Source organism: Streptomyces spiramenti, assembly GCF_012034385.1.
Taxonomy (GTDB): domain Bacteria; phylum Actinomycetota; class Actinomycetes; order Streptomycetales; family Streptomycetaceae; genus Streptomyces; species Streptomyces spiramenti.
The window spans coordinates 1-12,054 of sequence record NZ_JAAVJB010000163.1 but is presented as its reverse complement, the minus strand read 5'-3'; the positions used below and the strand labels follow the sequence as shown (position 1 = coordinate 12,054).

General features: G+C 75.7%; 6 protein-coding genes. 4 read left to right on the top strand and 2 right to left on the bottom strand.

Annotated elements, in window-relative coordinates; translation table 11 throughout:
• Positions 1-7 precede the first annotated feature (7 nt).
• Positions 8-2,683 carry a bifunctional FO biosynthesis protein CofGH gene (locus HCJ92_RS17500; RefSeq protein WP_167934555.1) on the bottom strand — a complete coding sequence of 892 codons (2,676 nt, stop codon included), beginning with the start codon at positions 2,681-2,683 and terminating at the stop codon, positions 8-10.
• Between the two features lie 111 nt (positions 2,684-2,794).
• On the opposite strand from HCJ92_RS17500, the gene HCJ92_RS17495 reads away from it, so the two are divergent.
• The 4 genes from HCJ92_RS17495 (at position 2,795) to HCJ92_RS17480 (ending at position 8,946) form a co-directional block, all read left to right on the top strand.
• Positions 2,795-3,385, top strand: a complete 591-nt coding sequence (locus HCJ92_RS17495; RefSeq protein ID WP_167934554.1) for a TetR/AcrR family transcriptional regulator — start codon at positions 2,795-2,797, stop codon at positions 3,383-3,385.
• Between the two features lie 150 nt (positions 3,386-3,535).
• Positions 3,536-5,095 carry an MFS transporter gene (locus tag HCJ92_RS17490; protein ID WP_167934553.1) on the top strand — a complete coding sequence of 520 codons (1,560 nt, stop codon included), beginning with the start codon at positions 3,536-3,538 and terminating at the stop codon, positions 5,093-5,095.
• A 477-nt stretch (positions 5,096-5,572) separates the two neighbouring features.
• Positions 5,573-8,551: an SARP-family global regulator AfsR gene (afsR, locus tag HCJ92_RS17485; RefSeq protein ID WP_167934552.1), complete on the top strand. Its 2,979-nt coding sequence runs from the start codon at positions 5,573-5,575 to the stop codon at positions 8,549-8,551.
• A gap of 206 nt (positions 8,552-8,757) precedes the next feature.
• Positions 8,758-8,946: a hypothetical protein gene (locus HCJ92_RS17480; protein WP_167934551.1), complete on the top strand. Its 189-nt coding sequence runs from the start codon at positions 8,758-8,760 to the stop codon at positions 8,944-8,946.
• A gap of 1,127 nt (positions 8,947-10,073) precedes the next feature.
• Here the strand turns inward: HCJ92_RS17480 and HCJ92_RS17475 are convergent.
• A partial coding sequence (locus HCJ92_RS17475) for an endonuclease/exonuclease/phosphatase family protein (RefSeq protein ID WP_209311258.1) occupies positions 10,074-12,054 on the bottom strand: 1,981 nt, incomplete at its 5' end.

Sequence of the window (12,054 nt, the reverse complement as noted above, 5' to 3'; positions counted from 1 at the left end):
GCGCGACTCAGCCCGCCGCGGGGCGGCCCGCGCCACCCCCCTCCGCGGTGGGTCCGTCGGCGGCCGGGAGCAGGGGGAGCAGTTCGGGGAGTCTGCCGTCCGCCGCCTCGGCGGCGCGCAGCCGCTCCGCGGGGACGGTGCCGTAGGTGGTGGTGCGGGCCCGGGAGGGGCGCCCGGCGGCGTCGGCGATGCCCCGGAGCCCGGCGACCGTCATGTGGGAGCCGTAGGCGGAGCCCGCCATCCGGGAGATGGTCTCTTCCATGAGGGTGCCGCCCAGGTCGTTGGCGCCGGAGCGCAGCATGGCGGCGGCGCCCTCCGACCCGAGCTTGACCCAGCTGGTCTGGATGTTGGTGATGTGCGGGTGCAGCAGGACGCGGGCCATGGCGGTGACCGCGCGGTTGTCGCGGGCGGTGGGGCCGGGGCGGGCGATGCCCGCGAGGTAGACCGGCGCGTTGGTGTGGACGAAGGGCAGCGTGACGAACTCGGTGAACCCGGGGACGCCGGCTTCGAGCGCGGTCCGCTGGATGTCGGCGAGGGTGCGGAGGTGGCCCAGCCAGTGGCGCGGCTGGTCGACGTGGCCGTACATCATCGTGGAGGAGGTGCGCATCCCGAGGCGGTGGGCGGTGCTGACGACCTCGCGCCAGGTGGCGGCGGGGAGTTTCCCCTTGGTGAGGACCCAGCGGACCTCGTCGTCGAGGATCTCCGCGGCGGTGCCGGGCAGGGAGTCCACCCCCGCCTCGCGGGCGGCGGTGAGCCAGTCCTCGATGGAGAGGCCGGTACGCGCGGCGCCGTTGACGACCTCCATCGGGGAGAAGGCGTGGACGTGCATGCCGGGGACGCGTTCCTTGACGGCGCGTGCGATGTCGAAGTACGCGGTACCGGGAAGGTCGGGGTGGATGCCGCCCTGCATGCAGACCTCGACGGCTCCGACGTCCCACGCCTGGGCGGCGCGGTCGGCGACCTGGTCGAGGGAGAGGGTGTAGGCGTCGGCGTCGGTGCGGCGCTGCGCGAAGGCGCAGAACCGGCAGCCGGTATAGCAGACGTTGGTGAAGTTGATGTTGCGGGTGACGATGTAGGTGACCTCGTCGCCGACGGTGTCGCGGCGCAGCGCGTCGGCGGTGTCGCAGAGGGCGTCCAGCGCCGGTCCGTCGGCGTGGAGGAGGGCGAGTGCCTGCTCGTCGGTGAGTCGGGTGGGGTCGTCGGCGGCGACGGCCAGCGCTGCGCGCGCCTCCGCGTCGATCCGCTCGGGGGCGGTGGCGGGGCCGGGCAGCCGGTCGGGGACGAGCCCGGGGGCTGCGGCCTCGCGCAGTGCCTCCCAGTCGCCGTAGACCTCGTCGAAGTCGGCTCGCCGGTCGCCGGTGCGTCCCTCGGTGTCGACGGTGCGGTGCAGGTCGGTGCGGCCGGTGGCGGTCATCGGCTCGTCGGGTTCCTGCCAGGGCAGGCCGGTGGGCGCGGCGTCGGGGCGGGCGAGTCCGGTCGCGGGGTCCGCGAGCGCGGCGACGTGCGGGCGGAGCCGGGGGTCGAGCCAGGGCTCACCGCGCCGGACGAACTCGGGGTAGACGGTGAGGCGTTCGGCGAGTTCGAATCCGGACTCGGCTGTGCGGGCGCGGAGTTCGTCGACGTGGGGCCAGGGGTGCTCGGGCGACACGTGGTCGGGGGTGACCGGGGAGACGCCGCCCCAGTCGTCGATCCCCGCGCCGATCATGAGGGCGTACTCGCCGGCGACGAGGTTGGGCGGGGCCTGGATGCGGGCGCCGGGTCCGAGGACGACGCGGGTCACCGCCACGGCGGCGGCGAGTTCGTCGAGTCCGGCGTCGGGGACGGCGCGCATCGCGGTGTCCGGCTTGGCGCGGAAGTTCTGGACGATCACCTCCTGGATGCCGCCGTAGGCGCGGGCGACGCGGCGCAGGGCGTGGACGGACTCGGCGCGTTCGGTGGGGTTCTCGCCGATGCCGATGAGCAGGCCGCTGGTGAAGGGGACGCTGGAGCGTCCGGCGTCCTCCAGCACGCGGAGGCGGACGGCGGGCTCCTTGTCGGGCGAACCGTGGTGGGGGCCGCCCGGTTCGGACCACAGCCGGGTGGCGGTGGTCTCCAGCATCATGCCCATGGAGGCGGCGACGGGCTTGAGGCGCTGGAAGTCGGTCCAGCTCATGACGCCGGGGTTGAGGTGCGGCAGCAGCCCGGTCTCCTCCAGCACCAGCACGGCCATGGCACGCAGGTAGGAGAGGGTGTCGTCGTAGCCGTGGGCGTCGAGCCACTCGCGCGCCTCGGGCCAGCGGTCCTCGGGGCGGTCACCGAGGGTGAAGAGCGCCTCCTTGCATCCGGCGGCGGCGCCGCGGCGGGCGATCTCCAGGACCTCGTCGGGGCTGAGGTACATGCCGGCGCCGTCGCGGCGGAGGCGGCCGGGGACGGTGACGAAGGTGCAGTAGTGGCAGCGGTCCCGGCAGAGCCGGGTGAGCGGCACGAAGGCGTTGCGCGAGTAGGTGATGACCCCGGATCGGCCCGCGGCCTCCAGGCCGGCGTCCCGCACCCGTGCCGCGGCGGCGCACAGCCGCTCCAGGTCGGCGCCCCGGGCCTGGAGCAGGACGGCGGCCTCCGCGACGTCGAGGGTGACGCCGTCCTCGGCCCGACGCAGGGCGCGCCGCATGGCGTTGGCGGTCGGGTACTGGGGAGTAATGGTCATCGTCCGAGGATACGAGCGGGCGGCCCCCGAGGGCAGGGCGCGGGGGTCGCGTGGCGGAGGCAACCGCTCCACCTGCGTAACTTTGCCATCCGGATGGTACAGTTACGAACCATGAGACCGAGTTCACGACCGCTGATCCTCGACGCTGCGATCCGCGTCACGGAACGCGAGGGCATCACCCACCTGACCCTGGAGTCCGTCGCCGAGGAGGCCGGGCTGACCAAGGGCGGCCTGATGTACCACTTCCGGACCCGGGAGGAGCTGCTGGTCGCCATCCAGCAGCACCTGGTCGACACCTGGGAGGGGCAGCTGCGCGCCGAGCTGGGCGGCCCGCCGGAGGAGGCCGACGACCGGGCGCGGGCCGCGGCCTACGTGCGCGCCGACGCGCACGGCAGCGTGAGCAAGGCCGAGCTGGCCTTCCTCGTGGAGGCTGCCGGCAGCGCCTCGATGGCCGAGCCCTGGCAGGTGATGATCAACCGCTGGGTGGCAGAGCCGCGGTCCGCGGACGACCCCCGGATGGACCTCTTCCTGGCACGGCTCGCGGCCGACGGCGCCTGGCTGTTCGAGGCCACCAGCGGCGTGACCCTCCCCGACGACGTCCGCGCGGAGCTGTACCGCCGGCTGACCGGGATGGTCGACGCCCCCGCGACACGGCAACCGTCGGACACCCCGGCCGCGCCACCGGCCGACACCACCGGCTGACACCGCCGACCGACGCCCCGCGCACCCCGCACCCCGCACGGGGATCACGGCCGCGGAGCCACCGGGCCGCGCGCCGCTGACGGGCCGCCCCGGACCACCACCGAACACACGACGACCGCGCGCCCGGTGCGCGCGGGGAACGAGGACGACATGACGCCACGCCGCCGCTGGGCCGTGCTGGCAACCGTCTCCGCCGGCCTGCTGCTGATCTCGGTGGACATGACGGTGCTCTACACCGCCCTGCCCACCCTCACCTCCGACCTCGGCGCCGACGCCTCCGCCAAGCTGTGGATCATCAACGCCTACCCCCTGGTGATGGCCGGGCTGCTCCTGGGCGCCGGCACCCTGGGCGACCGGGTGGGCCACCGCAGGATGTACCTGATCGGCCTCGTCGTCTTCGGGGCCGCCTCACTCCTCGCGGCGTTCGCCCCGGACCCGGCGGTCCTCATCGCCGCCCGCGCGCTGCTCGCCGTCGGCGCGGCGGCGATGATGCCCGCGACGCTCTCCCTCATCCGCACCACCTTCGACGACGAACGCGAACGCGGCATCGCCATCGGGGTCTGGGGGTCGGTCGCGGTCTGCGGTGCGGCACTCGGCCCGATCGTGGGCGGCCTGCTGCTGGAGTTCTTCTGGTGGGGCTCGGTGTTCCTCATCAACGTCCCCGTGGTGGTGGCCGCGTTCGCCGCCACGCTGCTGGTCGCGCCGAAGAGCAGCGGACGCGGCGACAAGCCCTGGGACCCGGTCGCCTCGGTGCTGGTGATGGCCGGACTCGTCGGTCTGGTCTACGCGGTCAAGGAGGTGACGCAGCCGACGCGTTCGCTGCCGGTGGTGGCCCTCGCCCTGCTGGTGTCCGTCGTCGGCTTCTGGTTGTTCGTCCGGCGCCAGAACCGGCAGGAATACCCGCTGATCGACTTCGCGCTGCTGCGCGACCGCCGCATCATGACGGGCGTGATCGCCGCCGGGCTGGCGATGTTCGCGACCGCGGGCGTCCAACTGGTCCTCACCCAGCGGCTTCAGCTGGTGCTGGGCCTCTCCCCGCTGGAAGCGGGCCTGATCGTCGCCGCGTTCGCCCTGGGGTCGCTGCCCGCCGGCATCCTCGGCGGTGCGCTGCTCCACCGCTGGGGTGTGCGACCGCTGCTGAGCGGCGGGATGGCGGTCGGCGCCGTCGGCGTCGCCCTGCTGCTGCTGCTCACGCCGGCCGGCCACGGCTGGCTGGTGCCGGGCCTGGTCCTGGTGGGAATCGGCGAGGGCGCCGCCATGGTCGCCGCGTCGGTCGCCATCATCAGCAACGCCCCGGCCCACCGGGCGGGGATGGCCGCCTCGGTGGAGGAGGTGTCGTACGAGCTGGGCAGCCTCACGGGCGTCGCCGTCCTCGGCAGCGTCCTCACCTCCCTGTACACCGCGACGGTCCGGCTGCCCGACGGGGTGCCGGAGCGCGCCGCGGGCGGGCTGGACGAGGCCGTCGCCGAGGCCGCCACGCTGCCGCCGGCGGCGGGTGCAGCGCTGCTGGACGCCGCCAACTCCGCCTTCGACCGCGGGTACTACCTCGCGCTGGGCATCACCGTGGTGGCGCTGGTCGTCGGCGCCGTCCACGCCGGGCTGAGACTGCGCGGCGCCCCGGCGACGACTCCGCCGGAGGCGGCCGACGCGACGGAGACCGCGCGGGAGTCCGCCGCCCCCGGCGGAAAGGGCGGCCCCCACCTCCCCTGACACGTCGCCGCGGAACCGCACCGGCGCCGCGCCCGACCACGGCGCCGTGGACGGGCCCCGGTCGGCGCGCTGCGCCGTACCGGACCGGTATCGCGCAACCGCCGGTGCGCTCCCCGCGTGGGTAGAGTGAGAGACCGTCGGCACCGGCCGACGGGGGCGCGGACCACCACGGGTGCGACCGTGCGCGATCGGGGGATCGGGCACGCGCGGCACGGGGCGCCCGGCCGGGGCCAGGGGGGCACGGCCGGCATCGTCACCCCGGCCACCGCGGTGCGTCCCGGCACACCGCCGTGCGGCGCCCGGAGGTGGGCGACAGGGGGCGAGGCGGGAGGGGCCGCCGAGGTCGGCGGGCCGTGACCACGACGGGCGGGCACCTTACGGTCCGGCCCCGGTACCAGGCACACTTACCGCCGGGAGACGTCGCGGGCGTGCGGACGGCGCGCGGCGGCGGGCGCACCGGTGAGAGCAGAGGTGGAGATGACGGCCGGACAGGGAGCCGACGCCAGGACGCGGGTCCCCCAGCCCAGGCAAGGAGCCGGAGCACCACCGCCCCCTGCCGCACCGGGGCTGCGTTTCACGGTGCTCGGCCCCGTCCTCGTGCACGACGGCGCCTCGACGCTGCCCGCGGGGACCCCGCAGCAGCGGGCGCTGCTGGCGGAGCTGCTGCTGCGGCGCGGCCGACCAGCGACCGCCGGTGAACTCCTCGCCGCCATATGGGGCATCGACGCTCCCACCCACGCGCTGCCGACACTGCGCACCTACGCGTCCCGGCTGCGCAAGGCGCTCGGGACCCGCTCGGCGGCGCTGGTCAGCGAGGCCGGCGGGTACGCGCTCCGGTTGGGCCCGGACGACACCCTCGACCTGGGCGAGGTCGAGTCGATCATCACGGCGGCGGAGCGGGCGGCCGAGCAGGACGACGCGGCGCGCGCCCACGGACTGTACGGCGAGGCCGTGGAGTTGTGGGAGGGCGAGCCGCTGGCCGGAGTCCCCGGGCCGGCCGCCGAACGCCACCGCGACCGCCTCATCGAACGACTGCTGTCGCTCCGCGAGGCGCGGCTGGAGATCGCGCTGCGCGCGGGGCTCCACGCCGAGTCCGTCTCCGAACTGACCGCACTGACCACGGCGCACCCGCTCCGGGAACGGCTGCGGGAGCTGCTGATGCTCGCGCTGTACCGCTGCGGGCGGCAGGCGGAGGCGCTGGCGGCCTACGCCGACGGCCGCCGCATCCTCATCGACGAACTCGGCGTGGAGCCGCGGGCGGAACTCGCCGAGCTGCACCAGCGGATCCTCACCGCCGACGAGGCCCTGGCGCCCGAACCGCAGCACGACCGCGCGACCGACACCGTGGCGGAGCCGCGCCAACTCCCGGCCGCGGTCAGCGACTTCACCGGACGCAGCTCCATGGTCCGTGAGCTGGGCGCACGGCTGGCGACGGTCGGCGGCTCCGTCATGGCGGTGTCGGCGCTGGCGGGTATCGGCGGCGTGGGCAAGACGACCCTGGCCGTGCACGTGGCGCACGCCGCCCGCGACCACTTCCCGGACGGGCAGCTCTACGCGGACCTGCGGGGCGAGTCGGCCGGGCCGGCCGACCCCACCGCGGTGCTTGCCGCGTTCCTGCGCGCGCTCGGCGCGCCCGAGGCGACGATCCCGGAGGGTCGGGACGAACGTGCCGCCCTCTACCGGTCGTTGCTCGACCGGCGCCGGGTCCTGGTCCTGCTCGACAACGCCCGGGACGCCGCCCAGGTGCGCGCCCTGCTGCCCGGCACAGCAACCTGCGCCGCGCTGGTGACCAGCCGGATGCGGATGATCGACCTTGCCGGGGCGCACCTGGTCGACCTGGACGTCATGAGCCCCGAGGAGGCCATCGAGCTCTTCGCCAAGATCGTCGGTGCCGAGCGGGTCCGCGCCGAGCGCGAGGCCGCCATGGACACCGTCGCCGCCTGCGGTTTCCTGCCGCTGGCGATCCGCATCGCCGCGGCACGGCTCGCCGCACGCCGAACCTGGACGGTGGCGGCGCTCGCCCGCCGGCTCTCCGACGAGCGGCGACGCCTCGACGAACTCACCGCCGGGGACCTCGCGGTGAAGGCCACCTTCGAACTCGGCTACGGCCAGCTGAGCCCGGCGCAGCGCCGCACCTTCCGACTGCTGGGGCTCGCGGAGGGCCACGACACCTCACTGCACGCGGCGGCGGCGCTGCTGGGCCAGGAACCGGACCAGGCGGAGGAGTTGCTGGAGTCGCTGGTCGACACGAGCCTCGTCGAGTCGGCCGCGCCCGGCCGGTACCGGATGCACGACCTGGTGCGGCTGTTCGCCCGCGCTTGCGCCGAACGCGACGAGCAGCCGCCCGCCGCGCGGGACGCCGCCCTCGGCAGGCTCCTCGACTTCTACCTGGCCACCGCCAAGCGGGTCTTCGCCATGGAACGCCCCGGCGACCGCACCCTCGACCACCTCACCGCCACACGGCACCCGGGGCTGGTGTTCCCCCATGCGGACGCCGCGCTGGACTGGCTGTTCACCGAGGCCGAGAGCCTGCTCACCACGGCGCGGCTCGCCGCCCGGGGATCGACCCTGCGCGCGGCGGTGGACACGCTCATCGCCGCCAAGGACCTCACGGAGTCGGGTGCGTACGCCCTCCACTACGAGCGCTGCGCGGAGGCCGTGCTGGCCGCCGCACGGGACGCCGGGGACGAGGTCGCGGAGGGGCGCGCCGGGATCTCCCTGGCGCACAGCCACCGCATGGTCGGCCGGATCGACGACGCCGAAGCCGAGTCGGCGTCGGTCACCGCGCTGCCCGGCTGCTCCTCGGACCCGGTGACGGCGGGCAACGCGCACAACGACCGGGCGATCATCGCGCTCTACCGCGAACAGCTGGGGCAGGCCGAGGAACACCTCGGCCTGGCGCTGGCCGCGTTCCGCGCGGACGGCAACGGCCCCGGGGAGGCGAGCGCCCTCAGCAACCTGTCGCGCGTCCATCTGGGAGCGGGCCGGCTCGACTCGGCGGTCTCGCTCGCCGAGGAGGCGCTGGAGGCCTACCGGACACTGGGCGCGACCCTGCGGCTCGCCAACGCCCGCTACGCGCTCGGCATGGCGCTGACCGCGGCCGGCGCCCACGACCGCGCGCTCGCCGAACTGAGCTCCGCGCTGGAGGGGTTCGACACCAACCGCCAGCAGATCTGGCAGGGCATGACGATGTTCCGGCTGGCCGAACTGCGCCGCGCACGCCGCGAACCGGCGGAGGCCGCCGCCTCGGCGGAACGGGCGCTCACGGTGCTGGAGCACGTCGGCGGCGAGTGGCGCCGCGCCAACGTGCTGAGCCTCCTCGGCCACGCGCTCCACGACTCGGGCCAGCCCGACCGGGCACGGGTGTGCTGGGGGAACGCGCTGGAGCTCTACGAGAGGGCCGGGCGGCCCGAGGCCGCGGAGATGCGGCGGCTGGTCGACTGCGGCAGCCAGTGACCGGTGGCCGCGCGGCGGGCGCGTCCGCGGCACGGATCCACACGGCCCCCGGGAGAGTTGGCGTCAAGAGAACGTTTATCGTGCGCTGGCAACGTCCGGACCACCGCGGGCGGTGACGGCCGCCCGCGGTGACCGCCGCCCGATCCGGCGAGGAAGCACGGTCCGGCGACGGAAGCACGGTCCGCAACTCGGCAGGGAGCCACCACATGACCACCACCACGCCCAAGCCGCAGGACAGCAAGGACAACCACGCCCTCGGCGACAACCACGCCACCGGCGCCCCCAAGCCCGGGGACGACCGCGCGCTGGGCGACAACCACGCCACCGGCACCCCGAAGCCCGGAGAGGACCGCGCGCTGGGCGACAACCACGCCACCGGCACCCCCGCCGTCTGAAGGCGGCGCCCCGCCGCGGTCACCCTTCGGTGGCCGCGGCTTTCGCCTGCCCGGGCCCGCCGGCCCGGCGCGCTCCCGGCCGTTGCCCCGGCCGCCGTGACCGGTGCCCGCCCGTCACGCCCACGGCGGCCGGGAGAACGGCGAAGCCGGGTGGACGGTGGACACCGCCGAGGGAGGCCGGGGCCGTCGAACGCCGGTAGGGCACGGGGTCGACGCCGGTCGGCCGACGTTTAGCAGACGTTTAACGCCGCCTGCCACGCTGTCCTCACGAGTTGCCCCCACGGGGAGGGCAACCCGGTCCGGTGCCCTCGGTGGTGCCGGGCACCGTCCGACCACCGGACGCCGACCAGGGGGCGGCGCCGGGGCCGGCGGCCGGTTCCCGGGCGGAACCACCCCACTGGGGGGTGGGGTCGTTCCGCTCGGAGGGGGGGCTCGGCCGCCGCCGGACACCGGGGGGATCGGCTCCGGGTGTCGGACGGTGCAGGCCGCTGGGGGGCCCGAGGGGGGCACCGGCGGCACCGGAGCGGTGGCCGGTCCGGGCAGCGGCAGGGGAGCCGCCCCGGGCCGGTCCGTAGCAGGCGCGGGCTCGGGGCTCCGCCCGGTACGGGTGCCCGCACCCGTCGCCGCGGACCCCGCACCAGGGAGCGGCCCCGTACCGACAAGCGGCGGCAACAGCGGCCGGAGGAGCGACGCCGCGCGAACGGTCGGTCCGCCGCTCCCCGCACGACCGACGGTCCGCTTCCCGACTCCGCGGACCTGCGGCCACCTGCGCGACACGCGCCGCCGGCCAGACGCCACCGCCACGCTCTCCCGCACTCCTGCGCTCCTGTGCTCCTGTGCTCCTGTGCTCCTGTGCGGCAGGAACGACGAATCTCCCGGCGCCCGCCCGGCGGGGCCCGGGTACGACCGGCGCCGGACCGGCCAGGGGCTCCCCGGGCGCGGTCCACGGCGGCGCGGCCCCACCTCGCGGCAGCGAGGGCAGCTGGGGCCGCGCCGAACGGCCCGCCCGCGCCACGGCGGTGGGCCGGTCCGGCGTCACCCTCGACGACCGGCGGTTCTGCGGCCCGGCCGGGCCGCAGAACCGCCGGTCGTGTGGCCGGGGTCGTGCGGAGGGACGCCGAAGGCGGTCAGCGCTGGAGGACGGTGACGGTCAGCGGGGCGTGGTCGGAGGCGTTCGAGTCCAGGACGTCGAACTCCTCGAAGTCTGCCCCTTCGCTCCCGAAGACCCAGTCGATGCGGTGCGCGGGATCGTGCGTCGGCGCCGTGAACACCTCCGGATCGCCCGCCTCGTCCTGCGCGCTGCGGAACCCGGCGTCCAGCACCGTGTCGATCTCGGTGGAGCCCGGCTCGGCGTTGAAGTCCCCCGTCAGCACCGAGAACGGGTCGTCCCGGTGGTCGGCGAGCAGCATCCCCAACTGCGCGAGGCGCGTCTCGCGCGCGTCGTCGTGCTGGAGGTGGGTGGTGGCCACCCGGGTGGTGAGGCCGTCGGCGAGCTCTATCTCCGCCACGGCGTAGGACCGGCCCATGGTGCCGCCGCCCTGCGGGAGCGAGCGGGCGTACGACTCGGTCACCGGCAGGCTGGTGAGGATGACGTTGCCGAACTGCCGGTCCGCCGCGGGCGCCCACACCGCGGTGACGTCCAACCGGTTCTCCAGCCACGCCAGCAGGTCGGTACCGCCCGCGATCGGCCAGCCGCGCGGCACCTCCTGGAGCACCACGACGTGGGCGCCCGAGTCACGGACGACGGACAGGATCTGCTCGGGGACCAGCTCTGCATCGCGGTCGACCGCGTAGTGCACGTTCCACGACAGCAGCCGGTAGGAACCGTCGGCGGTGTCGGTGGGCAGCGGGTGCGGCGCCGGGGAGACCGCGCCGCTGAGCGGCGGCAGCGCGAAGAGCACCCCTGCCGTCAGCAGCGGAGCGACGGCGCGCGCGGGCCGCGCCGGCGGGCTCGCCGTCCAGGCGGCCCAGCCGATCACCGCGGCGCCCAGCACCGGGAAGAGGAGGTTGGGCACCGGCATCGGCATCTCGTAGTGCGCCTGGTAGGGCAGGACGACCGCCACGTAGCCCAGGCCGCACCCGAGGCCGGCGAGGGTCATGCCGAGCAGCGCGGTCCGGCGGCGGGTCTCCTCCCGCAGGGTGACGGCCCGGGTGAGCAGCGGCGGGAGCAGGGCGAGCGCCAGCAGCGTCAGCGGGCCCGCCAGCGGCGCGGGCGAGACCAGCAGTCCGAGGACGGCGACAGGCAGCGCCACCGCCGCCACGGGGCCTGCGACCGGGAGGGGCGGCAGGGAGAGGCCCGCGATCCCCAGCAGCACGCCGCCCGCGATCCACATGCCGGCCGAGGCCTGCGACATCCCGCCCTGCGACGCCAGGAACGCGGGCGAGGCGAGGAAGACCCCCAGCAGCGCCAGCACCGGCCCGGCGACGGCGAGCTGCGCGGTGACGGGCATGGGGACGGAGGCGTTCTCGCGGTACCGCGCCCAGGCGGCGCCCGCCAGCGCGAGTGCCAGCAGCAGCGCCACCGACCAGCCGATCGGCCCGCCGCGCCACACCGGGTCCCACAGGTCGAGCGGCAGCCGCACCGCCAGGTCTATCGCCACGCCCAGGGCCACGGCCCGGGCCACCCAGGCAGGCCCGTCCTGGGTGCCGAGAGCGGCGCGCAACACCATCAGCAGGGCGATCAGCGCCGCCGCCACCGCGGCCGAGACCGTCAGCAGCCCGCGCGCGGCGGGGAACTGCACCACCAGCCGCAGCACCGCCAGTCCGCACACCGACAGCAGCACCGCTTCCCGGGAGCCGACCCACCAGGTCAGCGGCCCGGCGAGCGCGGCGGCGCCGAAGGTCACCACGGCGGTGAGCGCGGCCCAGGGCACGCCGTGGCGGACGGCCACCCCGTCGAGGACCGGGCCGGAGATCCGCAGCATCTCCAGGGCGGCGATCGTGGTGAGCACCACGAGCACGCTGGTCAGCGGCGCCGCGCCCGGCCACGGCCAGCGGTGGCGCACGGGCAGCACCCCCGCGGTCGACAGCAAAGGGCGCTCGTCGGCCGGATCGCGGGACGCGTCACCGACGTCACGGCCGGGGCCGGCGCCGGGCGCGGTGGGCCCG

What these genes read in the sequence shown, in the direction of transcription:
- HCJ92_RS17500 (WP_167934555.1), bottom strand. Translation starts at nt 2,683, where the DNA reads ATGACCATTACTCCCCAGTACCCGACCGCCAACGCCATGCGGCGCGCC.
- HCJ92_RS17495 (WP_167934554.1), top strand. Translation starts at nt 2,795, where the DNA reads ATGAGACCGAGTTCACGACCGCTGATCCTCGACGCTGCGATCCGCGTC.
- HCJ92_RS17490 (WP_167934553.1), top strand. Translation starts at nt 3,536, where the DNA reads ATGACGCCACGCCGCCGCTGGGCCGTGCTGGCAACCGTCTCCGCCGGC.
- afsR (WP_167934552.1), top strand. Translation starts at nt 5,573, where the DNA reads ATGACGGCCGGACAGGGAGCCGACGCCAGGACGCGGGTCCCCCAGCCC.
- HCJ92_RS17480 (WP_167934551.1), top strand. Translation starts at nt 8,758, where the DNA reads ATGACCACCACCACGCCCAAGCCGCAGGACAGCAAGGACAACCACGCC.